Below are 25,326 nucleotides of genomic sequence, written 5' to 3' on the forward strand. Positions count from 1 at the left end.
CGACTGTTAACAGTCGATACTACGGGCGCGTGGGTTTTTGTACAGCTAACGCCCTTTAGAGCGGGTTTTAAGGGCATTAGCTGCACAAAACTCGCGGAAGCCTAGCCGAGTTCGGCCAGGACCTTGGCCACAATCCTGTCGACGGACAGTCCGTAGCGTTCGTGCAGCGTTGGCAGCGCACCGGCGTCGAGGAACTGGTCCGGCAGTCCGATGGGAACCACGCGCTTGCCCAGGCCGGCGGTAACGACGGCGGAGGCAACAGTTTCGAACAGGCCGCCAACAACGGTGTGGTTCTCCAATGTGACGGCCAGCCGATCCGTGTTCAGTTCAGCGAGGACGGTCTCCGAATCGAACGGCTTGATGGTGGGGGTGTGCACCACGGCAACGTCCACGTTGTGTTTGGCCAGGGCGTCCGCCGCCTGGAGTGCCCGCATGGTCATGAGGCCCGAGGATACGAAGACAACATCGTTGCCGCCGCGAAGGACCTTGGCTTTGCCGAGCTCGAAGGTGTAGCCGTATTCATCCAGGACCGTGGGCACGTTGCCGCGAAGCAAGCGCAGGTACGTGGGACCGTCGGAGGCTGCAAGCTGCGGCACTGCCTGGTCTATGTCCACGGAATCGCAGGGATCCACGATTGTCAGGTTGGGCATGCCGCGGAAAATCGCCATATCTTCGGTGGCCTGGTGGCTGGGACCGTACCCGGTGGTGAGGCCGGGGAGTCCGCCAATGATGTTGACGTTGAGGTTCGGTTCGGCGATGTCCAGGCACAGGAAGTCATACGCACGCCGGGCCGCGAACACCGAGTACGTGGAAGCGAACGGGATAAGACCGGTCTCAGCCATGCCCGCTGCCGCACCGAAAAGGAGCTGCTCGGCCATGCCCATCTGGAAGAAGCGGTCCGGGTAGGCCTTGGCGAAGATGTGCATATCCGTGTATTTGCCCAGATCGGCGGTGAGGCCAACAATGCGGGAATCGGCTTCGGCGGCTTTGACCAGCGCATGGCCGAAAGGGGCGGAGGCGGTCTTCTGGCCGGGATCGGCGAAGGACGCAATCATTGCCGAGGTCTTGAGTTTCGGCTTCACGGCAGCCGTGGTGCTGGGGGCTTCGGTGGTGGCGCTCATGAGGCAGCCTTCCCTTCGTATCCTGCAGTCAGCTGCTCACGGCAGATCTGCCACTCGTTTTCTTCGATTCGCATGAAGTGTGCTTTTTCGCGGTTTTCCAGCAGCGGTACACCCCGCCCCACCTTGGTGTCGCAGAGAATCACCGACGGCTGGCCCGAAGCAGCTGAGCGCGTGGCGATGTTGTCGAACGCTGCCAGCAACGCACCGACGTCGTTCCCGTCCACCCGCTGGGTGTACCAACCGAACGATTCCCACTTTTCGGTGACCGGCTCGGTCCGCAGAACGGTGTTGGTGGCACCGTCAGCCTGGAGGGCATTGATGTCCACCATGGCTATCAGGTTGCCCAATTGGTGGTGGTGCGCACCCATGGCAGCCTCCCACGTGGAACCTTCGTCAAGCTCGCCGTCGGAAAGGAAGTTGATCACGCGGGATGCGGAACCCTGCAAGCGCAGGCCCAAGGCCATTCCCACGGCGATGGTGAGTCCGTGGCCCAATGAGCCTCCGGAGATTTCCATGCCCGGGGTGTACGTGGACATGCCGGACATCGGCAGGCGGGAATCGTCGGAACCGTACGTTTCCAGCTCGGCCAGCGGAACGATTCCGGCTTCGGCCAGCGCAGCGTAGTGCCCGATCGCGTAGTGCCCCGTAGAGAGGAGGAACCTGTCGCGGCCCTCCCAGTGCGGGTCTTCGGCACGGTAGCTGAGCTGATCGGCGTAGACGGCGGCCAGCATGTCGGCGGCGCCGAGCGCCTGGCCAACGTAGCCCTGGCCCTGGACCTCGCCCATATTCAGGGCGTGGTGGCGCATGCGGTACGCGGCGGCGCGGATACGGTCAACGCGCTCTGCCGTGGGAGCGGCTACGGGCGCCGCTTCGATTGATGAGAGAGTCACAGGTTTCCTTCCGGAGTCGGGCGCGCACCGATGGGGAGAACGCGCCCGACGTCGAGGGGTGCTTAGGCGTTTATGGTCTGGGGAGTTTTGCTGGCGGCTTCTTCGGCAAGCTGACGCTCCCGCTTGCCCCAGGTTTCTTTGGTGATGAGCGCCGCCCACAGGCCGATCGCTGCGTAGACGCTGAACAACAGGGCCGGTCCCATCCAACCCATGCTGACAAACAGCAGGGTGGTGATGAACGGGGTGAAGCCGGAGACCATGGCCGAGATCTGGTAGGCCAATGAAGCACCTGAGGAACGGGTCTTGGCTTGGAAGAGTTCCGGGAACCAGGCACCCTGTGCGCCGGCCAGGGAGTTCTGGCAGACGGCGTAGGCGATCACGATCGTGGCAATGATCAGGAAGAACAAGCCGGTGTTGACCAGCATGAACATGGGGATTCCGAAGAGCACGGCGAACGCTGTGGACCAGATGTAGACGGGGCGGCGGCCCACCTTATCCGTCAGCTTGCCCCAGAAGTAGGTGGCAAAGATGCCAATGCCGGCGGCGACACAGAGCGCCACCAGGGTCTCGGTTTTGTCCGCCAGCTTGTTGGTGTGGAGGTAGGAAATCATGTACGTGACGGACACTGCGTAGCCTGCTGTTTCAGCGATGCGCAGGCCGATGCCGCGGACAATGTTGCGCCAGTCCGTCTTGATGACCTCCACGATGGGGGATTTGACGATGTCGCCCTTGGATTTGACGTCCTCGAATACCGGGGATTCCGGAACCTTGGAACGGATGATCAGGCCCACGGCCACCAGGACAATACTGGCCAGGAACGGTACGCGCCAGGCCCATTCGGAGCCCAGGCCCACGCTGCTCAGGAACACCAGGTTGGCCAGGAGCAGCCCCACTGGGAAGCCGGCCTGCACGATTCCGGTGAACTGACCCTTCTTGCGCCATGGTGCGTGCTCGTAGCTCATCAGGATGGCGCCACCCCATTCGGCGCCGAAGGCGAGGCCTTGGATCACGCGGACCAGTACCAACAGCGCTGGGGCCAAAAGACCCACTTGCTGGTAGGTGGGGAGCAGGCCGATTGCGAAGGTGGCCAGGCCCATGAGGATCAGCGAGGCCACCAGGACGGGCTTACGTCCGAGCTTGTCGCCGAGGTGGCCGCCAATGATGCCACCCAGGGGACGGGCAGCGAAGCCGACGCCGAGGGTCGCGAAGGAGGCCAAGGTGCCTGTTACCGGGTCAGCGCCCGGGAAGAACGCCGTGCCGAAGTACAGCGCGGCGGCCGTGCCGAAGCCGATGAAGTCGTAAGTTTCGATCACTGCGCCAACGCCGGAGCCGACGGCGACACGCTTTGCATCCTTGGTTCCATGAACCGGACCACGCATGGTCAGAGCTTCATTGCTCATCTGTCTTTTTCCCTTTCGAAGAGTGCGGCGCTTCTTCGGCGACCTCACTGTCGACAGTCAACATAATACGACAACTGTGACGCAGCGCACCAGCAATGTCAACAGTCAACCCTGAAGGTTGACTGTTGACAGTTAACGCAACTAAAGTGGCTTGCATCACTAAGGAGTCCTCACCGATGAGGCTTCGACGTAGAGGATCAATGACGATGTTTCATCAACGACTGGGCTGCTCGTCCATCAGCTTCCGCCACCAGGAACTGGGTGCGGCACTCCACACCATGCAGGGGCTCGGCTTCGAGGAGATCGATCTGGGCGCGCTTCCGGGCGTCTGCGATCATGTGCCGTACGTGCTTGACGCCGAGGCAGTGAAGGCGGTTGCCGCCGTCGTGCGTGAATCGGACCTGCGCGTCCGCTCGGTGAACGGCGACGTCGGCGACCTGAACGCAACGCTCGACGCCGGCGCCCAAGCGGCGCGCGAGAGGCACCTCGAGATGCTGCTCGCCTTGGCAGCCAAGACTGGCGCGAAAGCCTTGGTCCTGCCGTGTGGGGCGATCGATCACGAGCCGCTGCGGAGCTTGGAAGAAGACATCGACGTTGTAGCTGAACAGCTGATTCATGCCTCTGTTCGCGCTAAAGAGTTCGGCATCGAGCTGTGGACTGAATCCCTGCACTTCTACCGGCTGTGCTGGAACGCCGAACGCGCCCAACTCCTGGCCGACCGGCTGACTGGCTCGGAGGTTGGCCTGGTGATGGACTTCAGCCACATCGTGGCCTCCGGAGGGGACCCCGTGGACTTCGTTGACCGCTTCGCATCACGGGTCAAACACGTCCACCTCCGGGATGCCAAGCCTGCCTCCGGGGACCAGCCGGGAAACATCAACCTCAGCATCGGTAACGGAGCGGCCAACTTTGCCGCAGGGTTGGCGGCATTGAGAGGCGCCGGTTACTCCGGCCACTTCTCGCTGGAACTCGAAACCCGGGACGTCACCCACGGCGAGCGCCCGGCCGCTGCCGCCAAGGCAGCCAGCTTCATCACAGACCTCATCTAACAACCACCACCCAAGGAGCACCATGACCACCATCCAGCGCACCGCCGTCCTCACCGGAGCTACCTCCGATCGCGGCATCGGCCTGACCACCGCCCGCCGCTACGCCAACCAGGGCTGGGGCGTAGTCATCCTGGACCTCGACGGCGAGAAGTCCGCCAAGGTTGCTGCGGAGGTCGCCAACGAATTCAACGTCCCCGCCTTCGGCTATGAAATCGACGTCGCCAATGAGGCGTCCGTCATCGCTGCCCAGGCCGCCGTTGCCGCAGAGGTTGCCGCCGGGAACCTCCCGCCCGTGGGCGCACTGGCCAACATTGCCGGCATCACCTCTCCCGTTCCCTTCCTGGAAACCACACTTGAGCTGTGGCACAAAGTCATGGACGTCAACGCCACGGGAACCTACCTGGTTACCAAGGCCTTCCTGCCGGACATGATTGCCAACGGCTGGGGCCGGATCGTGAACATGTCCTCGGTCTCCGCCCAGCGCGGCGGCGGCGTGTTCGGCAAGGTTCCCTACTCCGCAGCCAAGGCCGCCATCCTGGGCTTCACCAAGGCACTCGCCCGCGAAATCGGGGAGACCGGCGTGACCGTCAACGCCATCACCCCCGGTGCAGTGGACACGAACATCCGCGTCGGCAGCACCGATGAGCAGGAAGCCGCCATCAACGCCGGCATCCCGCTGGGCCGCAACGCCACCACGGAGGAAGTAGCCGCCGTCATCACGTTCCTCTCCTCGGAAGACTCCGCGTACCTTACCGGAACCACCATCGACATCAACGGCGGCAGCCACATCCACTAAGCCCCTCCCCCAGTCCGAAATCCAGAACCAGGACCCACCATGACCAGAATCTTCAACGATCCCGCCGACTTCGCCGACGAAGCCCTCGCTGGCTTCTGCGATGCCCACTCGGACCTCGTCCGCCAGGTGGAAGGTGGCGCAGTGCGCCGCAGCCGCCCCTCAGCGCCCAAGGTTGCCGTCATCACCGGTGGCGGCTCCGGGCACTACCCTGCCTTTGCCGGCATCATCGGTCCGGGATTCGCCGACGGCGCCGTGGTGGGAAACATCTTCACCTCGCCTTCCGCCCAGCAGGCTTACTCGGTGGCGAAGGCAGCCAATTCCGGAGCGGGAGTGGTGTTCACTTACGGGAACTACGCCGGCGACGTGATGAATTTCGGCATGGCGACCGAGCGCCTGAACGCCGAGGGTATCCCCACCCACAACGTTCTGGTGACCGATGACATTGCCAGCGCATCACTCGACGAAGTTGAGAAGCGCCGGGGCATCGCCGGGGACTTCGTGGTGTTCAAAGTCATGGGAGCTGCTGCCGAAGCCGGACTGGACCTGCACTCCGTGGTTCGCTTGGGGCGCAAGGCGAATGAGTTCACTCGAACCATTGGCACGGCATTCAGCGGCTGCACCTTCCCCGGCGCCGAGCAGCCTTTGTTCCGCCTTCCCGAGGGACAGATGGGCCTGGGGCTTGGTATCCACGGCGAGCCTGGGCTCTTCGATACCGAGCTGCCGTCCGCCGTCGAGCTTGGCCGGGAACTGGCGCGACGCGTGCTGGCCGAGACGCCTGTGGGCGCTTCCACCCGCCTGGCCGTGCTCCTCAACGGCCTGGGCTCCACCAAGCACGAAGAACTCTTTGTCCTCTGGCGGACCGTGGCTCCCTTGCTGCGCGAGGCCGGTTACACGCTGGTCATGCCGGAGGTGGGCGAGCTGGTGACGAGCCTGGACATGGCCGGTGCCTCGTTGACGCTGACGTGGCTGGATGACGAACTGGAGGAGTACTGGACCGCTCCAGCGCTAACACCTGCATACCGTCGCGGTGCGGTGGGGTTCGCTGCCGCTTCCTCTGACACCGCGGAAGCTGAGACGGACAACGTTGCCGCTGCGGACTACTCCTCCACAGCCGAGTCCCGCGCATACGCTGCCCAGTGCCTTCGAGCCTTGGACACGACGGCCACGCTGCTCCGCGATTCCGAATCAATCCTCGGGGACATGGACGCAATCGCCGGCGACGGCGATCACGGCCGTGGCATGGTTCGCGGATCAGCAGCCGCCCTGGAAGCAGCAACCGTGGCCCTTGAGCGTGGCGCAGGTGCCGGCTCGCTACTGGCCGCTGCCGGCGACGCGTGGGCAGATAAGGCCGGCGGCACGTCGGGCGTCCTCTGGGGTGCCGGACTGCGCGCCTTAGGCGAACGGTTGGGGGACGCAGAAACCCCGACGCCGGACGTCCTAGCCCAGTCTGTTCGAGCTTTCGCGGACCGCATCGCGAGCCTCGGGAAAGCCGACATCGGCGACAAGACCATGATGGATGCCCTGCTTCCGTTCGCGTCCTCACTGGAGGACCGCATCTCCTCCGGCGCTGTTGCGGAGGACGCTTGGGCAGCTGCCGCAGCCGACGCTACAGCGGCTGCTGCGTCCACCGCGGAACTTCGCCCCCTCAAGGGTCGGGCCCGGCCACTGGCCGAAAAGAGCATCGGCACGCCGGATCCCGGGGCGACGTCGCTCGCCATGGTGTTCGCCGCCGTCGGGCCCCATTTCACAGCCGTTCCCGTTGCAGCAACCCACTAGGAGAATTTCATGCGCATCATTGTGGGCGCCGACGAAGCCGGCGTTGATTACAAAGACCGAATCATGGCCGATCTTGAGGCCGACTCCAGGATCACCGAAGTGATCGACATCGGAGTGAACCGCGCGGACGAGGACTTCACCAGGCCCTACCCCTACGTGGGCATCGCCGCCGGTGAAATGATCCGGGACGGCAAGGCTGACAGGGCCATCCTTTTCTGCGGCACAGGCATTGGTGTGGCGATCGCAGCCAACAAGGTCCCGGGTATCCGTGCCACGGCTGCCCATGATTCGTTCTCCGTGGAGAGGTCCATCCTGTCCAACGACTGCCAGGTCCTCACCATGGGCCAACGCGTTGTGGGCGTGGAACTGGCCCGTCGCTTGGCCAAGGAATGGATCGGCTACGCGTTCGATCCCGAATCCGGGTCGGCCGCCAAGGTGAAGGTACTCATGGACTTCGAGGGCTGCTGAACAGCTCTTCCCAGGCCGGGCAGTAGGGGCTAGAAGCCGCCGCCACCCGCCCCGGTTTCACCGGCCATGTTGGCAAAGCGGGAGTAATGGCCCTGGAATGCCACCACGATGTCCTTGGTGGGACCGTTACGGTGCTTGGCGATGAGGATGTCAGCTTCGCCTGCGCGCGGTGACTCTTTGTCGTAGACGTCCTCACGGTGGAGCAGGATCACCATATCGGCGTCCTGCTCAATGGAGCCGGATTCACGGAGGTCGGACACCATGGGGCGCTTGTCCTGGCGCTGCTCGGAACCACGGTTCAGCTGCGACAGGGCAATGACGGGAACCTGAAGCTCCTTGGCGAGCAGCTTGAGCGCACGCGAGAACTCGGAAACTTCCTGCTGGCGCGATTCCACCTTTTTGCCGGAGCTCATGAGCTGGAGGTAGTCGAGGATCACGAGCTTGAGGTCGTGCTGTTGCTTGAGGCGGCGGCACTTGGCGCGGATTTCCATGAGGGACATGTTGGGGCTGTCATCAATGAACAACGGAGCATCGTTCATGCGGCCCATGGTGGTGGCGATCTTGGACCATTGCTCGTCCTTGATGGTGCCCTTGCGGAGATCCTGCAGGCCAATGGTCGCTTCTGCTGAGAGAAGACGCATCGCAATTTCGTTCCGGCCCATTTCCAAGGAGAACATGACCGTGGCCAGGTTGTTCTTGATGGCAGCGGAGCGGGCAAAGTCCAGCGCGAACGTGGACTTACCCACGGCAGGACGGGCGGCGATAACGATCATCTGGCCCGGGTGGAGTCCGTGCGTCAGTTCGTCCAGCTCGTAGAAGCCGGTGGGAACGCCGGTCATGCCCTCGCCGCGGTGACCCGAAGCTTCGATCTCGTCCACGGTGGACTCCATGACGTCCTTCAACGCCACGTAATCCTCGGCAGTACGCTTTTCCGCCACCGCGTACACCTCGGCCTGCGCCTGGTTGACGAGGTCTTCCACCTCGCCGTCCTGGCCGTAGCCCATCTGGACGATTTTGGTGCCGGCGTTAACAAGGCGCCGTAGCACCGCACGCTCTGCAACGATCTCAGCGTAGTAGCCTGCGTTGGCCGCCGTTGGCACGGTCTGAATGAGCTCGTGGAGGTAGGCGGGGCCGCCGATACGGTTGATCTCACCACGCTTGGTCAGTTCATCCGAGACGGTGACGGCGTCAGCGGGTTCACCGCGGCCGTAGAGGTCAATGATGGACTCATAGATGGTCTCGTGGGCGGGACGGTAGAAGTCGTGTCCGCGAACGATCTCCACGACGTCGGCAATTGCGTCCTTGGACAGCATCATTCCACCGAGCACCGACTGTTCAGCGGGGATGTCCTGGGGAGGTTTCCGGCTCGAGTCCGAAGCGCGTGAGCCCTCGATTGAGTCCAAGTGCGTTACTGACAAAGCCGTCCTCCATTTGTGTGCCGCTGTAGAGCTGAACTCCCTGGCGGCCCGTAAAGCGCAGTGCGTGGCCAAGTGTCCGCCTGGTGCATCTCACGATGTCACGCAGGCCCGACAGAATAGCCGCGTCCACAGGTTATCCACAGTGGCTTCCATGGGCTCTTCTCAAGTGGTGACTTTTTGGAAGCCCAGGAAACACTTTCGCGGGATATTCGTGCCCAAAATGGACACTCCAGACACGTTACAGCAGGTGCTTCACACCCCCTGTGGATAACCTGTGGAATACCAGCCAGAGGTTGTGCACAGACTGTGCGTTACCCTGTGGATAGAGAATTTCTTTCACGGGAAATAACGCTCTGACCTGCGGAAACACTCCCCACACGCTGTGGACGCGAGAAAGTTTTGCCAGCAATTAATCCACAGACACTACAGCTCCGGGGGTCATCCAAGGACGGAAAATCCGGTGATACATACTCGAAATGTGATGCATCTTACAAAACCGTCTTTAATTTGACAGAGATCTCTCAGAAGCCTATGCCGGAAGTGGAATGTGCTGTGGATAACCAAGTTCTGGCATAAGCTCTAGGCATGGGGATGAACTTTGGTGACGTACTGACGATTGTCCTTCCGCTTCTTGTCCTCGTGGGCCTGCTGTGGGCGCTCACGGCAGCCTTCAAGCCGCGCGATACCGGCCTTTCCGACGCCGAGAGGTATCAACGCGAACTGGCGGCACGTTCCGCTGCCCACCAAGCGTCCCAAGTGCGGGAGGCACTGGCCCTTCGCGCCCGCATAGATGCCACTACCAAGCCGAGCCAGAACGAGGCCAGCCATCGCGAGCAGGTGGAGAACAGCAGGACGGCCATTCAGGCACAGGCTGCGCGGTCTCACGCTGCCGGACAAACGGGACACCAACCAGCAGTGCTCCCCAACGGTCAACTGAACCCTCAACTGGCCTTCGAGTTACAAAACCTGGTCCGCAGCGGTAAAAAGATCGAGGCCATCAAAGTCCTCCGCCAGGCCACCCATTCAGATTTGCTTACTGCCAAGAACTACGTAGATCGGCTATGACGACGCCATGGATTCCATCCTCATCCCGCTCCTGATCCTCGTTGCGGTCATTGCGGGAGTGCTCCTGCTTATTCGCTCTTTCACCAAGCGCTCCGTCGAAAGCAAGGCCGACTTCGCAGCGGCGAATGCACCCAAGGACGCGGTTGAGTTGGCCAGAGAGTCTGCAGCGAAGCTGAATCAAGAGCAGCACAGGCAGCTCTACTCGCTCATTGCCCAGGGACAGGGCATGGCGGCCATCAAGCTTTACCTGCAGGCGACTGGAGAGGGCCTGCGGGCCTCGCGTGACGCCGTCGGCGCACTGGCGGCGCACCCCCAGCCGTTCACTCCGGAAGCCACACCCAAAGATTTGATTGCCGACGACGACGACGAGCCTGAACGTTTCCCCTACAGGTACAGGGCAATCGTCAGTAAGGGCGATGTCACCCGGGAAGTGAGCAGCAACATGCTCAACGACGAGATTTACGGTCGTATCCGCACGCTGGCAAAGAGCGGCGATGTTGAGGGCGCGGCACTTGCTTTGACGCGCCACTCAGACATCAACATCAAGCAGGCCCGCGAGTTCATTGAGCTGTTGGACGACTAAAAGCTAGAAGTCGAACAAGTCCCCCAGGAAACCTTCCTTCTTCTTGCGCTTGCGGCCGTACTGGTCGCGACCATAGCCGTCGCGTCGGTCGTCATCCCTCCGGTCGTAGTCGCGCCTATCCCTATCGTCGTACCGCGGCTGCTGTGGCCGGGACTCGAAGGGGTTGTAGATGGGCGGGGGCGCGATCGGCGGCTGGGACGGTGCGGCGGCAGGCCGGGCAGGGGCTGGAATGGTCTCCGCAGCGACCCGGTCAATGATCTTGTCCAGCTCCCCGCGATCCAGCCACACGCCCCTGCACTGCGGGCAGTAGTCGATCTCCACGCCGCTTCGTTCGCTCATCACCAGGTCAATGGAATCCACAGGACATTTCATGTTTGCCCCAACGATCGGCCCTGGCAATTAGTTCGTCCTATCTGCCTGCTGAGATTCCGGCAAGCAACTGTTCAAACGGCAGCGACTCAAGTGCATCGTTCTTCCGGTGCGGCTGGGAACCGCTCAATAGTTGCACGAGTTCACCGGCCGCTCGGTCTACGCGCACCGACAGGGGCGAGGCGCCGTCGTCGGTGTTTCCCCAGTCCTGCGGCCCCGCGAAGACGCCGGTGGCCGCAATCCTGGTGCGCAGGTAGCTGAACAGGGGACGCATTGCGTAGTCGAGGACCATCTGGTGGCGGTCGGTGCCGCCTGTGGCGCCCAGCAGCACGGCTTTGCCGTCCAACGACTTCGGGTCCAGGACGTCGATGAACGACTTGAACAGGCCGCTGTAAGAGGCGCTGAAGACGGGGCTGACGGCGATGATGGCGTCAGAATCCTCGACGCCGGCAATCACGTCCGCCAGGCGCGGTGCGGCATAGCCGGTGACGAAGTTGTTGGCGATGTCCACTGCGAGGTCGCGCAGTTCAACGACGTCAATCTTCGCGTCGTACCCGGCCGCGCGCAGTTGCCGCTCGGTGGAGGCGGCCAGCTGGTCGGCCAGCAAGCGGCTCGACGACGGGACGCCGAGTCCGGCGGAAAGTACGGTGATGCGGCGGGTTTCCATGGCATTCTCCTGTTGCTCGTTCATCCAGCTTACATGCATTTGCATCTAAATCACTGAACGGGTGATGAGTCAGAAGTATTCCCGCGGCGTCTTGGCTACTCCTTGAGCTGCATCAGAAACGCCACGGTTGCCGCGGAAATCTGCTCTTGGGCAACGCCCCGATCCACAGAGGGTTCGCCGTCGCCGGGCTGCGCACCGTAGCTTCCGAAGAACGCGTGATTCCCGCCTCGGATTTCAACGAAGGTGGCATCGGCGGGCAGCAACTCACGGGAGGCGTCGATCTTCGCCGGCGTGCTGAGGCCATCTTCGGTGCCGGAAATGGACAGAACCTGCAGTCCCGACCGGTCACGCAAGGAGTCCAAAGGGTAGGAGGCGTAAAGCAGCAGACCATCCACATCCTTGTTTCCCAGAGCAAAAGAGCTCGCGCTCACCCCTCCCAGCGAGTGGCCACCCACCGTCCATGTGGAGATCTCAGGATGGTCAGCCATGGCCCCACGTGCCTGGCTTCCGTCCAGCAGGCTGAGATTCAGGGGCGTCTTGAGAATCACCACGAGGACCCCGGCGTCCACCGCTGGCTTGAGGATGTCCGCATACGCCCGCGCTTCAACGCGAGCGCCCGGATAGAAAACGAGCCCCTTGGTGACAGCTGCCCCGGCCGGCTTCATGGTGATGGCTGTGGACGATTCCACCATGGATCCGGCCACCGATCCCGCTTCAGCCGCTTCGGAGGCCTGGTATGCGAAGGGATTCAGCCACGCCAGCATGGCCACAAGTGCCAGCACGCCGACGCGCGCGGCCCACGCACCCACAGCCCTGGCCAAGGACCGCTTCGAGGAGCTACGGCGTCGACGCCACAGCAAAATACCCCAGAGAACTCCGACGACGGCGGCCGTCACCAGGAGCGACGGCAGGAGCGGATGACCACGCAGTACGGCCGGATTTCCCAGCAGCATCCACCCCGGAACTAGGACCAACGCGGCCACGCACACGGCGGAAACCCAGAACAAAACCGGTAGGCGCTTGTCTGCGGTGACCTGCAAAGAGGAAGTCATTCCTCAAGAATAGTTCCATCATGGAGATAAATTGAAGTCCGCTAGGGTTCTGCCGTGCTCAACGCCTCAGCGCGTGCTCGGACAGGAAGTCGAACGTCTTGTCCCGCGCCTCACGGGCCTCGGCAAAGTTCAAATGGAACTGATACTCATGAGGTAGCTCGGGCTGGTGAGTGGCCGGCCAGAACAGCTCGGTCACCGGAACTCCCGCATCCTTCAGCCGGTTGCTGTAGGGAACCGACTGGAGCCACGTGAGCCCGTCACCATTGCCGCCGCTGATGAACGTGGGAGGGAAGTCGTCGGTCACGAAATCGATGGTGGACATGGTGGCCCCGGCGTAGGTAGCGGACCAGTCCTTGGTGCCCGTGTAGGCCCACAGTGACGTCTTGAATCCCCAGGCCACAATCCCGTTGAGATCCGCCATGGCCCTGAGGTCGTACACGCCGCAATGCAGGATGGTGGCAGCCAGATCCGATTTCTGGAGCGCGGGCTCAATTCCCATCAGATTGGCATACCCGGGGTTTACGGTGAGCGTGGTCATCTGGCTGGCGAGCTGGGCGCCGGCGGAGTCACCGGCCAGAACTATGCGGCTGGCGTCCACGTTCAGCTCGGCGGCATTGGCCTTGATATAGGCGAGAGCTTCGTTGATGTCCCGCACCGCCGTGGGGTAGGTGGCCTCCGGTGCAATGGGGTAACTCATGCCGATGGTGGTGTAGCCCTCGGCGGCGATGATCTTCAGGTACGGATTCACGTCGCGCTGCGCTCCTGAAATCCACGCGCCACCGTGAATCCACACCACAGTGGGAAGTGCCGCCGTGGTGCCTTGAGGACTAAAGACATCAAAGGTGGATCCGGGCTTGTAGACCACCCCTTCTTGGGTTTGCAGCGGCGTATCCGGAACGTATGGAGTCATTTCGTCAATGGTTGCCTGTGCTCCGCGCTCAAAAACAGCACGGATCAGCAGCGCCGAGGGCCACGGAGTAGCCGAAAGTGCCAGCGCGACTACCAACACCAGCAGGATCGCCAACTCAAGCTTCCGTCGCCGCGCGGAGCGCTTTCGCTTGGTGCTGGAACGTAGGCCCGTACGTGCCTGCTCATCCTGCCTCGTACTGGCTTGGTTCGATTCCAACGGCCCCATCACACACTCCCCCGGTCGGCGTACCTCTGGACCATGCTAAGGCGGAGGGTCGTCCCCGAGGGTCAGGACAGCGGCCGCGCCGCCGCCAGCGGAACCCCTCGCCGCCGTCGAACGTCATAACGACCATCCACCGCGTGTAACCCACGACGCGTTCTAGCGCCTGCGGTCACTTTTGAGCCAGAGTGTAGGGGTGCACTCTCATCGGCGCGCCCACCGCCTATCCGCCCCGCACGAAAGAAGACCATGACACACCAAACAATCGCCCCTCTGGACGGCGTCCGGGTTCTGGAGCTCGGCAACTACATCGCCGCGCCCACGGCAGGCAGGCTGCTGGCCGACTTCGGAGCTGAGGTCATCAAGGTGGAGCGGCCCGGGACCGGCGACGAACTACGCAACTGGCGCCTTCACAAGGGCAGCACCTCCATGTTGTACCGCACCTTGAACCGCAACAAAAAGTCAGTGGTCCTGGATCTCCGCACGGATGCGGGCAAGCAGGCAGTGCTGGAGCTCGTAGCCAAATGCGACATCCTTCTGGAGAACTTCCGTCCCGGCACCCTGGAAAAGTGGGGTTTGGGGCCCGAGGTTCTCAACGACGCGAACCCGGACCTCATCGTCACCCGCATTTCCGCCTTCGGGCAGACGGGACCGCTGTCGCAGCGGCCTGGTTTCGCCGCCGTCGCCGAAGCCTACGGAGGATTCCGCAACCTGGTAGGCGACCCGGACCGCGCGCCGGTACGGGTGGGCGTCTCCATCGGCGACTCAATCGCGGGCCTGTACGCCGCCTTCGGTTCCATGATGAGCCTGTACCAGCGTGAAGCACGACGCCGGGACTCGGCTGGCGCTGTTCCGCTCACCGAGCGCATCATCGACGTCGCGTTGAACGAGGCCATGTTCTCCATGATGGAGTCACTGATCCCTGACTACCAGGCATACGGCGTGGACCGGCAGCGCGTCGGTGGCCGCATGGAGGGCATCGCTCCGTCCAACGCCTACGTGTGCAAGGACGGCGCGAGCATTGTGGTGGCCGGTAACGGGGATTCGATCTACCAGCGGTACATGCAGACCATTGGTCGCCCTGACCTCGCAGAAGACCCTTCCCTGCAGACAAACGCCGGGCGCTGGGCCAAGCGTGAAGAGTTGGACCAGGCCATCGGCGAGTGGGCAGCCACGCTGTCAGGCGCCGAGGCCCTCGAAGCCCTCGAAGCCGCCGGTGTTCCCGCCGGTCCCATCTACACCGCGGCGGACATCAGCACGGACAGCCAGTACGCCGCCCGCAACATGATCCAGAAGTTCGACGTTTCCACCGGCGAGGAAATCCTCCCCGGTGTCGGATTCCCCGGCATTGTTCCCGTGATCGGAGACCAGTCCCTGCCCATCCGAAACCTCGGCCCCGACCTGGGCGAAAACACGCAGGAAATCCTTGGCGGACTCCTCACCATGGATGCAGCGCAGATCAATGCGGCTTCCGGCCGCGAGGAGGCCCTCCGACCATGAACCGCTTCGAAAGCCCCCTGGCATCCACGCTGGGCAACGTCATCCTCAGGGACGTCACCCTGCGCGACGGACTCCAACTCACCGGCAAACTCCTGCCCACGGACCAGAAGATCGAAACCGTGCGGGAACTGCTGCGGCTGGGCGTTCCCGCCATCGAGCTCGGCTCCATGGCCCGCGCCGACCTTGTCCCCACCATGGCCAACACACTCGAAGTAGTCCGGGCCCTCACCCCAGAAGAACTGGAGAAATGCTGGATCTGGGTAGCCACACCAGGCCACGTAGCCAAAGCATCAGCAGCTGGTGCGCGGAACTTCCAGTACTGCCTGTCAGCCTCCGACTCCCACAACAAGGCGAACATCGGGCGGACCACTGATGAGAGCCTGGCCGCCCTGCCCGAAGCTGTTGCGTACACTCGCGCGGTGAACGGCCAGATCCAGCTGTGCATCGCAACGTCCTTCACCTGCCCGTTCGAAGGTTACGTTCCGGAGGAGCGCATTCTTTCGATCGCCAACGACCCCCGGGCCGAGGGCACCACGGACATCGTCATTTGCGACACCCTGGGGCAAGCCGTTCCAGCGCAGGTAGCCCGCCTGATCACCCGGGTCCGGGACGAGTCCCCCGCCCGGCGAATCGTCTATCACGGCCACGACACTTGGGGCCTGGGCGTGGCCAACACACTTGCCGCCATCCAAGCCGGTGCCGCAATGGTGGACGGGGCCCTCGGCGGACTGGGCGGCTGCCCGTTCGCACCCGGCGCCAGCGGCAACACCTCCAGCGAAGACATCCTCTTTGCAACCCGGCCCGAGTGGCTCACCCCGGATGTTTTCGGGGAGCTCGTGGTGCTTTCGGAGAAGCTGCTTGCCGAACTGGGCGAACCGAATCGCTCCAAGGCAGCCCAAGGCGCGAGGTCCAAGGCAGCGGCCTTTGACTGGGTCAGGCCGTCGCCCTACACCACCTAGTCCTACCTGCCTGCCCCACCAGCGGCCATCAGTTCGAGGCGCTTCAAGGTCTCCCGGTTCCGGACCCCGATGACAGGATCCCGCAGGACCTTGGGAACCACTTTTCCCGGCCCACGCACGGCGTCTTCGGCAATGGAAACACGGCACTGATGGCCACCCAAATCTTCAAGGGTGATCACTATTTTTGCTTCACCCATGGGCCATCCCCGGGCAAGCAGCTCCAGCTTACGGCCGGTCTCCACGGTGGTGACACTGGTGCTGTCATCGATGAGGAAGGGCCAAGAGCCCACGGAATGATGCAGCTTGGCTCCTGGCTGGGGCCATGCCGCGTCCACGGAGCGGATTCGGGAGGCACCCACCACCCAGCCTGTATAGAGCCAGCCATCCTCGATCACTTTCCATACGTCCGCGGCGGGGCTTTTGAACAACTGGGTCACTATGGACATGGTGGTCCTCTCTGCGTGCTCACCAGGATGGCTTGATTAACCTAAGCATGCTTAGCGTCAGCATGTCACAGGGGCATTAAGGAGTGGGCTTGCCCGCCTTGCCATCCAACCAGAGAGTGTACGATTCGTCGCGGTGCGTGCCGTCCGATCCCACATGCTTGCTGTCAATCCGCGGCCCCTTCTTGATGACATGCACCAACGCCATTCCGTGACCGCGTCCAAGATCGTAGTCCGCTTTGAGCCATTCAAGAATCGCCCCGGCCTTCACCGAAGGGTCTTTGAAGCCCTTGGTGTCTGCTATTTCAACCAACTGACGCGGAGTGAGACCGGTCTTGTCTTCAATAGCGTCAAGGTAAGCCTGGAATGACATCAGGGTGGCCTTTCGTCCGGAAATCAACGAGCAGAATTCTGCGTGCGTGCGGTCATCTTACCCAGCTCAAGGCAACAGATCATGCCCATGTAGGCTGGGATCGGCAAAATGGGGGAATCAGTGGCTGAACCGGGCAAAACTCAAACACGTCCGCGCTTAGGATGCTTTGCCGTGCTCCTTATTGGAGTGGTCTTGTTTGCATGGGTGTGCTCCATCCTCTGGACAGGAATAGACGAGGGCGCCGTTCCACCGGATTCAGCATTTCCCTCGATTCCCGGCCCCAGTCAACCAAGGGCTGTTTCCACTGAATGTGGATCGGGTGGTTGTTGGCGGGAAATGGCAGTAGAGGTCGAAGCACCGCATACTGCCGAATCCCTGGCAGCCGAAATGGGCCTGGCTTCGCACCGTTGCGGGGCAGCAAACTTGTGGACTCTAAGAAAAACCTGCACCGGAATCGCCCATAGCAGTGCGGGGAAGCTATGGATCTCCTTGTCATATTCGCCTCTTATTTCAGAGTACTAGCCGCGAAGCGGATACCGGGCAAGAGCGGACCGCGGAAGGGCTCCAACTGGTTGGCCCGGAGCCTCCTACTCGTCCGCGCCCCTACACTGATCGCATGACGTGCCGGCGGTGGCTTTTCCTTGCGACGGGTCTGGCTCTGGCCATGACCATGCCATTTCTGGCCGCCTGCAGCTCCGGCAGTACCGGCTCTCCCTCCGGCAGCGGGAGTACCCAGCCCGTGGCTGTGGAGATTAACCAGTCCCGGGACCAATACGGAAAACAGGCCATCCTGCTGCAGCTCACCAACACCACGGATTCGCCAATAACTGTGACTGTGGCGCAGCTGCAATCCCCGCTGTTCCAAGGTGACATCGCCTGGAAGCCTTCTGCTGGCGGCCTCGAACTGCCACCCCGTCAGCCGAAGAGCCTGCCCGCAATACTGCCCGCGGCCGCCTGCGAAGTATCAGAAGGCACAACAACAGCACTTAACGCCAGGATTACCTACGCAGAACCGGGCAAGGAGCCCGTGGAGGCCAGCACCAACGCTTCCGATCCCTTCGGCGTCCTTTCCAGAAACGCCGGCGAGCTGTGCCTGGCATCGGAGGCCGCCGCCGTCGCTGTCATGGTCCTGGACCCCGCGCTGGAGGTGGCCGCTGACGGCCGCACCGCCGTCGTACGCCTTCTCATCACGCCGGCCACGCCGGGGACTGACCCGGGAAGCCTCACTATCGAGTCATTTGAGGAGACCACCTTGCTGGCGCAATCTCCGGCAGACCCCTGGCCGGCACATCTCGCCGTGGGCGCGCGCAAACAGGAACTACCTCTTACTATCCGGCCCGCCCGCTGCGATCCCCACGCTGTTGCTGAAGACAAGGTGGGCACCCTCCTGCCGCTGAGGGTGACCGTTGGTGACCGGAGGGGCGTGCTGAAGATTGCGGCCTCGAATGAACTGCGCGGCCGGATTTATGACTTCGTTACGGCCGCCTGTGCCCCGGCAGGCTAGAGGTGCCTAGCCGAGGGTAGCCAACGCCCCGGGAGCACACTCCACCCTGACCTTGACGTTAGCCTCCACGGACTTGACCTCGCCGTCCATTTGATACGGCAGCGGCTTGAGCGTGGTGAATTCATAGCTGCTCACGCTCGGCTGATCACCAAGGCCCTGGGTGGTGGCCTTTAGCGCGGTCAGCAGAACACGCCACTTGGGCATGTGCGGAAAAGTGATGACTTCAAACTTTCCGTCGGACGGGTGATCCTCTGCCTCACTCAAAGTGGCGTACTTGGCCATTTCATTGATGTTGGCGAACACCAGGCTGTCGAACTTCCGGCGCTTTCCATCCGCCAGGCGGATGCCGAAAGGCTCGAACTTGGAAAAGGTCTGGATCACGGTGACCATTTCCTTGAGAGCGCCCTTACTGCCCTTTTCCAGTTCAGTGGCCACCACCGGGGTCAGGCCGAATCCGATGTAGGAATGCGCGTATTCATAGGGCGCATCATCATTCTGACCCGTGTGAATCCGAAGAAGATCGATGTTGTGGACGCGGCCCTCCACAATGGCCTCTTCCAACGGCTTGGTGCCAATGATCCGGCTATGGTCGTTGGCGTTGCCTGCAGCCAAAACCGCGGAAACGGCTCGCGGATTCTCCGCCTGCATGACGCCGTTGACAACCTCGTTGTACCCCCCATCGCCGCTGACGGAGACCACCAGGACGTCGCCGCCCTTTGAGGCCGCCTCACGCGCCAGGTCCACAGCATGCCCGGCATGCTCAGTGGGCTGAAGTGTAATTTCGGACTGGTACGTGAGCAGCTGCTTGAGCTTGTCGTGCAGCTGCTGCGCGAGCTCAGGTGCGTCCCCGGTGCTGTTGGGGTTGAAGATGATGACAATCGACTCAAAGGTCCGTGCAGTATCCATATGTGCTCCTCCTAGATGCGCCCGCTTAACTTCTACCCAATGCGCTGGGCGTCAATCAGGTGCCGGTGGAGTGAGTGAGGTAGGGGCGGCCAGCCCTCATGTGCCCGTCCAGCTCTTTGAGTTTGCCACGATAGGCGGCCACGGAGAAGTCGGGCACTAACCACACGCCTTTACGCAGGTCCACAACAACGCGCTGCGTAGACCAAATAGATGGTGTGAACGGACCAAACCCCCTGGCCCGTTCACACTATTTAGACGATTGGCGTGAACCTGCCGCGATGTCTCAAGGCAGGCAGTGAAGCCTGAAAAGGGATCTGTGGAAAAGCTTGAGTCGTCCTTCTTGTCCGCCCGGTACTGGCCGCAGCTAGACGGGCTCCGAACCGTCAGCATCGCAATAGTCCTCGTCTCTCACATGAGCGACCCCCACATCTGGGGATTTCTCAACGGGTCAATGGGAGTGACTCTCTTCTTTGTGATCAGCGGTTTCCTGATCACATCGCTCCTGATCCGCGAGGAACGCCGACGTGGCCGGGTGTCGATCTTTCAGTTCTATGTAAGAAGGGCCTTTCGCATCCTGCCGCTTTATTACATTGCGCTTTCAACGGCCGCAGTGGGCGTCTTCGTGTTCGGCCTGGGTGAGGGTCCGGTCAAATTTGCGGAGCGGTTACCGCTCCTGGCAACGTTCAATGGGGATCTCGCCAGCGGTGGCAGCTTTGTCCACAGTTGGTCGCTTGGCATCGAGGAAAAGTTCTACATCGTGTGGCCGTTCCTCATGTTCGCCATACCGCTGATAAGAAGGCATCGACTGGCCACGGCCAGCGTTTTGCTCGTCCTCGCCTCCGCGGCCAGTTACTGTGAAGGTGCGCGATACTTCGGGATTTACACCGCCATTCTTGCCGGTTGCGTCCTTGGCCTCACCATGCACACCCACCGGGGATTCAAGATGGTGTCAAAGCTCGCGCACCCCGGAGTGGCTGCCGCGCTCATACCTGTAGCTATCACCGCCTACATTCTTGACCCGGTCCTCCCCGGCGGCGCCGAGAGCGGCAATGCGCACGTCCTGTTCTCCTTCACCGTTGCGCTTCTTTTCCCTTCATTCATCCTTGCTACCTCGCCCCTCACAAGGTTGCTGAGCTGGAAGCCTGTCGCTTTCCTGGGGACCAGGACGTATGCGATCTACCTTTTCCACCCTTTCTGCATCGACGTGGTGAGCATGGCTATCCCTGCTGACCAACGAAATTTTGGGCTCGCTATTGTCAGGCTGGTCCTGGCCGCCGCCATGTCATTCGGTGTTGCAGAGGTACTGGCCCGTACCGTCGAACAGCCGCTGATTCTGTTAGGGAAGCGGTTGACATCCACCTCGAGGCGCACGACTGCCCCGTACTCAGTACCCGCCAACAAGGCCTAAACAGGCATCTCTTCTTCTCCGCCGCGAAGTGGGCAGCAACTTTGGCTATCAGAGGGTGACGCAATCCCGCCGGTAGGGTTGCACCATGGGGAAGGTATTGGAGGCCGAAAGGCTGCTGGTTGGCTATGCCGGGTCTCCGGTTTGCGGCGAAGTGACCGCGACGGTGGACGCTGGTGAAGTCCGGGGAATGGTAGGCGTCAACGGCGCCGGAAAGTCCACGGTGGCCCGGACCATTGCGGGACGGCAGAGCGCCCTGGCCGGAGACATCAAGGTCCACGGCCTCCTCATCGATCCGGACGCGGTACCGTTCCGTCGGCACGTCTCCGCAGTTTTCGACGACGATCTCTTCTTCCCGTCCCTCACAGTCCGCGAGCATTTGCTCCTCATTGCCCGTGGGCACTCCCTGGATGACCCCGAAGCTCGCGTTGAAGAAGAACTGGACTTCTTTGGGCTCCTGGGCAGGGCCCACGCCATTCCGGATGCGTTGTCCTCCGGCCAGCGCCGCAGGTTACTGCTTGCCGCCGGGCTCATCCGCCCGTCGTCGCTCCTTATCCTGGATGAGCCGGAACAGCGGCTGGATCCCACAATGCGCGACGCCCTGGGTGATCGAATCGCCGCGCATGCCCAAGACGGTGGTGCCGTGGTCCTGGTGACCCACGATCCGCAACTGCTGCTCGCCACGGCCACCACGTGTTTGGTCATTGGCGAGGAAGTCCAGGAGTTTCACCCCGAGCAGGGGGCCTCGATCATTGCCGGATCCTGACGTGCTTGCCCTTGAACGTTCCCCGCAATACCGGGAGCTGGCCTCGGACATTGTCCGCTTCACCCGCCAATCCGCCCGGCGCTACAAACGCAGCCGGATCTCGTGGGGAACCCGCTTCGTTGACGCCTACAGCTGGGGACTCGGCATAGGTGTTTCCCTGACCATTGCGGCCTCGTTCGTCCTGGCGCTGCGCAACGAAATCGCGGAGAGGACATCACCGCAGAACAGCATCATCCGGGCCCAATGGGTGGTGCTGCCGGAGTCCTTGCTGTGGACGTCCATCACACTCGCGGCCCTCCTGGTCATCAGCAACCTTGCCCGGAAGCTTGGACCGATATCAGTGAACGGAGCAGAGAGCACTTGGTGGCTCACGCTCCCCGTCGACCGCCGGCCCATGGTTCTGCCACCCTTCATTCGCAGGGTGGCCCTTACCGCAGCCGGATCAACCATCATCTACCTGCCCTTCAGCATGGTGACCGCTGTTGACCGTGCTCCTGGCGAACACGTTCTTGCCGCACTCACCTTCGGAGCTGCGGGTTCCATCGCGGTGACTCTAGCCGCCTTTCAGCAGCTTGCCCTACTGAGTCCGCGGCTTGGCAAGACAATTGCGACGGCGGGAGTTCTTGCGTGCTCTGTCCTTCCGGCGTTCTCATCCTCTCCGTGGCCCACAGCACTGGCGACCGTTGCCGCCGTCGGGCTCCTTGCCGTGGTGGTGCCGCGCGCCGGCCAGGTGCGGGGAGACGAACTGGTACGCGGCGGCGCCGTTGCCGGGCACGCCGGTGCGTCGCTGTTCATGATGGACTCCAACGAGGTGCTCAGAGCTCTGGGCGGCAATCGTAAGAGGATCGACGGCGGCAGGGCAGCCCGCTTCTACGCCCGCCCCACGCGGGGCCCACTGAGGGCGCTGATCCGTGCTGACGCGGTGGCCTTCCTCAGGCTCAATCCCCCGGTGACGCCGCCGGTCCTGTGGCTCACCGCCTGCATCGCCATACTGCTGGTGAAGGGTGGCCTACCCGAGTTCGCACAGTTGACGGTGATCGTGATCGCAGGGTGTGCCACGGCTTCCGGACTGGGCGGTGTGGCCCGCAAAACGGCATTGGTCCCTGAACTCGACGCAATGCTTCCGCTGCATCCGGCACTTGTGCGAACAAGCCGGACACTGATGCCGTGCGTGGCGATGTCCGTGTGGATGGCTGTGCTCTGCAGTCTGTTGGTGCTGCTCGGGGCTGCGAACCCTGCCTTGATAGGCGTTGGTGCCCTGGCCGGGGTCGGGATGGGTGCCGGGACACTCCGCGCAGCCACCAGGACCCCACCCGACTGGACCGCCCCGCCGGTGGAGACCCCCTTCGGGCCGGTACCGCGGGCCCAACTCGGCTCCCTGATGCGCGGGCTGGACGTGACCGTCCTGGCCATGGTTCCGATGCTGCTGGCCCTGTACCTTGGCTACGTACCGACGTCCGTTGTTGCTGTCCAGGCGGCCTTCAGTGCCGGCATCTTCCTGCTGGTTGTCCTGACACGCCCCAAGCGCTCCTAGCAGCGCTTAGAGCAGCACCGTGCCTTCGATGCACGTGACTGAGGCACCGCCCACCCAGATTTCGCCATCCTCCGCCCTGACGTGAATACGGCCAGCCCTGCCCAGGACAGTACCTTGGGCGGCAACATACTCGCGGGGAGCCCGGCCGCTGCCGATCAGCCACTGGGCCGCACCGGCATTGAAACTTCCCGTGACCGGGTCCTCCACCATGGCGTCGCCGGGAATGAACGTACGCACCTCGAAGTCGATGCCGGCCCCGGGCTTGTGGGGGCCAATGATCCCGACCTTCAGGTCACCCATGGCAGCGAGATCCGGCCCCACGGCCAGGACCTGCTCAGCCGAACCGAGGAGCACGCCGATCCACGTGGGTCCGTTGACCAGCCACGACGCATCCAGCAGGGCATCCTCGGGCAGCTGCAGGCCGGCAGCGAGCTGCGCCCGCGTATTCTCATCCACCGGACCGAAGCGGGTCAGCGGTGGCGCAGCGAAAGCCAAGCGACCGGCGTCGTGCTTTACTCGCACCAAACCCGCGCCGCACTCCTGAACCACAACGCCGCCAGTCTTGGGCACTCCCCCGGCATGCAGCCACGTGTGCGCCGAGCCCAGCGTGGGGTGGCCAGCGAAAGGGAACTCCTCGCTGCCCGTGAAGATCCGCACCTTATAGTCCGCTTCGGGGTGGGTGGGAGGGAACAGGAACGTCGTCTCGGAGAGGTTGGTCCAGTTGGCGAAGTGTTGCATCACTTCCGTGCTGAGGCCTAGGGCATCCACCACCACCGCGAGCGGATTGCCAAGGTACGGGACCTCAGAGAAGACGTCTACTTGGTGGAACGGGCGAATACGCAGGGCTTCTGAAGTCACCGCTGAAGGCTATCACCGGGGTGCTGACCCGATATGCTGACGCACCCGTGGCGCGTCTGCCACACTACCCCTATGGCAGAGAACAAGACCCAACCCACGGACGTCTCCGTGGAAGAATTCCTGGCCGCGGTGGAACACCCCAAGCGGCGCGAGGACGGCTTTGAATTGCTGGAAATGATGCGCGACATCACCGGCCAGGAAGCCGTCATGTGGGGCCCGTCAATCGTCGGCTTCGGTAGCTATCACTACAAGTACGAGAGCGGCCGCGAGGGTGACTCAGCCGCCGTCGGGTTCTCTCCGCGCAAGACCAACCTGGCGCTGTACGGACTCACTTACGGTCCCGATGCAGACCGTTTGCTACCCGAACTCGGCAAGCACAAGACCGGCGCCGCCTGCCTCTACGTCAACAAGCTCGATGACGTGGACCGGGGTGTGCTCGCAGAGATGATCCGAACCGGCTACAAGCACGTCATGGAGGAGCTCCACACACCGTAATCCCCCGCCAGTTGGGGGGAAGCAAAAGACCCCCACCACCGGAATTCGGTAGCGGGGGCCTTCCTTGCAGTCAGAGACTACTTGCTAGCAACGACCTCGAGGTCGATGACAGCAGAAACATCCTCGTGCAGGCGAACGTTGGCCGTGTACGAACCGACAGACTTGATGTGGTTCGGCAGTTCAACGTTGCGCTTGTCGATGGCGCCGAGGCCAGCGGCCTCAACAGCAGCAGCGACATCAGCAGGCTTGACGGTGCCGAAGAGACGACCGGACTCGCCGGCCTTCACCTCGAGCTTGACCTTCTTGGAGGACAGAGCCTGGGCCTGTGCCTGTGCAGCTTCAACAGAAGCGTGCGCACGAGCGGCGCGGGCAGCCTTGATGGTCTCAACCTGCTTCTCGCCACCCTTGGTCCAGGTCAGAGCGAAGCCGCGGGGGAGCAGGAAGTTACGTGCGTAACCGTCCTTGACCTCCACAACGTCGCCAGCAGCACCGAGGCCGGTTACTTCGTGGGTCAGAATGAGCTTTGCCATGTTAGTTAATCCCTTCCTTAGCCGCGGCCAGCGCCGGAGTAAGGCAGCAGAGCAACTTCGCGGGCGTTCTTGATTGCCTGGGCGATCTTGCGCTGTTCCTGAACGGTAACGCCAGTGACGCGACGAGCGCGGATCTTTCCGCGATCGGAGATGAACTTGCGCAGCAGTGCTACGTCCTTGTAGTCGATGACAGTGATGTCAGCGGCCTTCAAGGGGTTGGACTTTGGTTTGGGCTTACGGAGTTCAGCCTTAGCCATCGTGGAGCTCCTT

General features: G+C 62.5%; 27 protein-coding genes. 13 read left to right on the top strand and 14 right to left on the bottom strand.

The window, feature by feature from the left end; genetic code table 11:
• Positions 1–101 precede the first annotated feature (101 nt).
• The 3 genes from MOD31_RS13350 to MOD31_RS13360 all read right to left on the bottom strand — a co-directional run bounded on the left by MOD31_RS13350 (position 102) and on the right by MOD31_RS13360 (position 3,411).
• Positions 102–1,121: a transketolase family protein gene (locus MOD31_RS13350; RefSeq protein ID WP_250820889.1), complete on the bottom strand. Its 1,020-nt coding sequence runs from the start codon at positions 1,119–1,121 to the stop codon at positions 102–104.
• Positions 1,118–2,011 (bottom strand): transketolase, encoded by an 894-nt coding sequence (locus MOD31_RS13355; protein WP_166841959.1) that lies wholly within the window; start codon positions 2,009–2,011, stop codon positions 1,118–1,120. Before MOD31_RS13355 ends, MOD31_RS13350 begins: the two co-directional genes overlap by 4 nt.
• A 62-nt stretch (positions 2,012–2,073) precedes the next feature.
• Positions 2,074–3,411, bottom strand: coding sequence for an MFS transporter (locus MOD31_RS13360; RefSeq protein ID WP_250820890.1), 1,338 nt, complete (start codon positions 3,409–3,411; stop codon positions 2,074–2,076).
• A gap of 206 nt (positions 3,412–3,617) precedes the next feature.
• On the opposite strand from MOD31_RS13360, the gene MOD31_RS13365 reads away from it, so the two are divergent.
• The 4 genes from MOD31_RS13365 to MOD31_RS13380 are packed head-to-tail and all read left to right on the top strand — an operon-like array spanning position 3,618 to position 7,500.
• Positions 3,618–4,460, top strand: a complete 843-nt coding sequence (locus MOD31_RS13365) for a sugar phosphate isomerase/epimerase (RefSeq protein ID WP_166842002.1) — start codon at positions 3,618–3,620, stop codon at positions 4,458–4,460.
• Between the two features lie 22 nt (positions 4,461–4,482).
• Positions 4,483–5,256: an SDR family NAD(P)-dependent oxidoreductase gene (locus tag MOD31_RS13370; RefSeq protein WP_250820891.1), complete on the top strand. Its 774-nt coding sequence runs from the start codon at positions 4,483–4,485 to the stop codon at positions 5,254–5,256.
• A 39-nt stretch (positions 5,257–5,295) separates the two neighbouring features.
• The gene (locus tag MOD31_RS13375; RefSeq protein WP_250820892.1) at positions 5,296–7,032 is read left to right on the top strand and encodes a dihydroxyacetone kinase family protein; all 1,737 of its coding nucleotides are present in this window, start codon (positions 5,296–5,298) and stop codon (positions 7,030–7,032) included.
• A 9-nt stretch (positions 7,033–7,041) separates the two neighbouring features.
• Complete coding sequence (locus tag MOD31_RS13380) at positions 7,042–7,500, top strand: ribose-5-phosphate isomerase (protein WP_166841963.1); 459 nt, start codon at positions 7,042–7,044, stop codon at positions 7,498–7,500.
• Between the two features lie 29 nt (positions 7,501–7,529).
• On the opposite strand, the gene dnaB is transcribed toward MOD31_RS13380, so the two are convergent.
• Positions 7,530–8,918, bottom strand: a complete 1,389-nt coding sequence (gene dnaB / locus MOD31_RS13385; RefSeq protein WP_017197290.1) for a replicative DNA helicase — start codon at positions 8,916–8,918, stop codon at positions 7,530–7,532.
• A gap of 591 nt (positions 8,919–9,509) precedes the next feature.
• Between dnaB and MOD31_RS13390 the strand changes: the two genes are divergently transcribed.
• Together MOD31_RS13390 and MOD31_RS13395 are read left to right on the top strand one after the other, a co-directional pair.
• Positions 9,510–9,983: a hypothetical protein gene (locus MOD31_RS13390; RefSeq protein ID WP_142937382.1), complete on the top strand. Its 474-nt coding sequence runs from the start codon at positions 9,510–9,512 to the stop codon at positions 9,981–9,983.
• A 7-nt stretch (positions 9,984–9,990) separates the two neighbouring features.
• On the top strand, positions 9,991–10,566 hold the full coding sequence (locus tag MOD31_RS13395; protein WP_166841964.1) for a hypothetical protein: 576 nt from the start codon (positions 9,991–9,993) through the stop codon (positions 10,564–10,566).
• Positions 10,567–10,569: 3 nt separating this feature from the next.
• On the opposite strand, the gene MOD31_RS13400 is transcribed toward MOD31_RS13395, so the two are convergent.
• From MOD31_RS13400 to MOD31_RS13415, 4 genes are all read right to left on the bottom strand, one after another.
• A complete protein-coding gene (locus MOD31_RS13400) occupies positions 10,570–10,926 on the bottom strand; it encodes a zf-TFIIB domain-containing protein (RefSeq protein WP_250820893.1) in 357 nt (118 codons plus the stop codon).
• Between the two features lie 49 nt (positions 10,927–10,975).
• Positions 10,976–11,602, bottom strand: coding sequence for an FMN reductase (locus MOD31_RS13405; protein ID WP_166842003.1), 627 nt, complete (start codon positions 11,600–11,602; stop codon positions 10,976–10,978).
• A gap of 95 nt (positions 11,603–11,697) precedes the next feature.
• Positions 11,698–12,654 carry an alpha/beta hydrolase gene (locus MOD31_RS13410; protein ID WP_250820894.1) on the bottom strand — a complete coding sequence of 319 codons (957 nt, stop codon included), beginning with the start codon at positions 12,652–12,654 and terminating at the stop codon, positions 11,698–11,700.
• Between the two features lie 58 nt (positions 12,655–12,712).
• Positions 12,713–13,789: an alpha/beta hydrolase gene (locus MOD31_RS13415; RefSeq protein ID WP_223941296.1), complete on the bottom strand. Its 1,077-nt coding sequence runs from the start codon at positions 13,787–13,789 to the stop codon at positions 12,713–12,715.
• A gap of 243 nt (positions 13,790–14,032) precedes the next feature.
• Here MOD31_RS13415 and MOD31_RS13420 point away from each other — a divergent pair, with 243 nt between their 5' ends.
• Both MOD31_RS13420 and MOD31_RS13425 read left to right on the top strand, forming a co-directional pair.
• A complete protein-coding gene (locus MOD31_RS13420; protein WP_142937352.1) occupies positions 14,033–15,283 on the top strand; it encodes a CaiB/BaiF CoA-transferase family protein in 1,251 nt (416 codons plus the stop codon).
• Complete coding sequence (locus MOD31_RS13425) at positions 15,280–16,242, top strand: hydroxymethylglutaryl-CoA lyase (RefSeq protein WP_250820895.1); 963 nt, start codon at positions 15,280–15,282, stop codon at positions 16,240–16,242. Before MOD31_RS13420 ends, MOD31_RS13425 begins: the two co-directional genes overlap by 4 nt.
• A 2-nt stretch (positions 16,243–16,244) precedes the next feature.
• Here MOD31_RS13425 and MOD31_RS13430 read toward each other — a convergent pair whose 3' ends face one another.
• Together MOD31_RS13430 and MOD31_RS13435 are read right to left on the bottom strand one after the other, a co-directional pair.
• Positions 16,245–16,688, bottom strand: coding sequence for an SRPBCC family protein (locus MOD31_RS13430; protein WP_250820896.1), 444 nt, complete (start codon positions 16,686–16,688; stop codon positions 16,245–16,247).
• Positions 16,689–16,764: 76 nt separating this feature from the next.
• Positions 16,765–17,058 (bottom strand): DUF4287 domain-containing protein, encoded by a 294-nt coding sequence (locus tag MOD31_RS13435; protein ID WP_250820897.1) that lies wholly within the window; start codon positions 17,056–17,058, stop codon positions 16,765–16,767.
• 616 nt (positions 17,059–17,674) lie between these two features.
• Here MOD31_RS13435 and MOD31_RS13440 point away from each other — a divergent pair.
• Positions 17,675–18,562 carry a hypothetical protein gene (locus MOD31_RS13440; RefSeq protein ID WP_250820898.1) on the top strand — a complete coding sequence of 296 codons (888 nt, stop codon included), beginning with the start codon at positions 17,675–17,677 and terminating at the stop codon, positions 18,560–18,562.
• Between the two features lie 6 nt (positions 18,563–18,568).
• Here MOD31_RS13440 and MOD31_RS13445 read toward each other — a convergent pair whose 3' ends face one another.
• Positions 18,569–19,468, bottom strand: coding sequence for a diacylglycerol kinase family protein (locus MOD31_RS13445; protein WP_142937347.1), 900 nt, complete (start codon positions 19,466–19,468; stop codon positions 18,569–18,571).
• A gap of 316 nt (positions 19,469–19,784) precedes the next feature.
• Here MOD31_RS13445 and MOD31_RS13450 point away from each other — a divergent pair, with 316 nt between their 5' ends.
• The 3 genes from MOD31_RS13450 (at position 19,785) to MOD31_RS13460 (ending at position 23,173) form a co-directional block, all read left to right on the top strand.
• Positions 19,785–20,876: an acyltransferase gene (locus MOD31_RS13450; RefSeq protein ID WP_274595828.1), complete on the top strand. Its 1,092-nt coding sequence runs from the start codon at positions 19,785–19,787 to the stop codon at positions 20,874–20,876.
• An 85-nt stretch (positions 20,877–20,961) separates the two neighbouring features.
• On the top strand, positions 20,962–21,639 hold the full coding sequence (locus MOD31_RS13455; RefSeq protein WP_250820899.1) for an ABC transporter ATP-binding protein: 678 nt from the start codon (positions 20,962–20,964) through the stop codon (positions 21,637–21,639).
• On the top strand, positions 21,626–23,173 hold the full coding sequence (locus tag MOD31_RS13460; protein WP_250820900.1) for a DUF6297 family protein: 1,548 nt from the start codon (positions 21,626–21,628) through the stop codon (positions 23,171–23,173). Before MOD31_RS13455 ends, MOD31_RS13460 begins: the two co-directional genes overlap by 14 nt.
• Positions 23,174–23,179: 6 nt before the next feature.
• Here MOD31_RS13460 and MOD31_RS13465 read toward each other — a convergent pair whose 3' ends face one another.
• Positions 23,180–24,031: a PhzF family phenazine biosynthesis protein gene (locus tag MOD31_RS13465; protein ID WP_250820901.1), complete on the bottom strand. Its 852-nt coding sequence runs from the start codon at positions 24,029–24,031 to the stop codon at positions 23,180–23,182.
• A gap of 72 nt (positions 24,032–24,103) precedes the next feature.
• Between MOD31_RS13465 and MOD31_RS13470 the strand changes: the two genes are divergently transcribed.
• A complete protein-coding gene (locus MOD31_RS13470) occupies positions 24,104–24,526 on the top strand; it encodes a DUF1801 domain-containing protein (protein ID WP_250820902.1) in 423 nt (140 codons plus the stop codon).
• A gap of 77 nt (positions 24,527–24,603) precedes the next feature.
• On the opposite strand, the gene rplI is transcribed toward MOD31_RS13470, so the two are convergent.
• Positions 24,604–25,056 carry a 50S ribosomal protein L9 gene (gene rplI / locus MOD31_RS13475; RefSeq protein WP_142937339.1) on the bottom strand — a complete coding sequence of 151 codons (453 nt, stop codon included), beginning with the start codon at positions 25,054–25,056 and terminating at the stop codon, positions 24,604–24,606.
• A 17-nt stretch (positions 25,057–25,073) separates the two neighbouring features.
• On the bottom strand, positions 25,074–25,313 hold the full coding sequence (gene rpsR / locus MOD31_RS13480; protein WP_003800144.1) for a 30S ribosomal protein S18: 240 nt from the start codon (positions 25,311–25,313) through the stop codon (positions 25,074–25,076).
• Positions 25,314–25,326 lie beyond the last annotated feature (13 nt).

This window comes from Paenarthrobacter sp. TYUT067, from assembly GCF_023656375.1.
GTDB lineage: Bacteria > Actinomycetota > Actinomycetes > Actinomycetales > Micrococcaceae > Arthrobacter.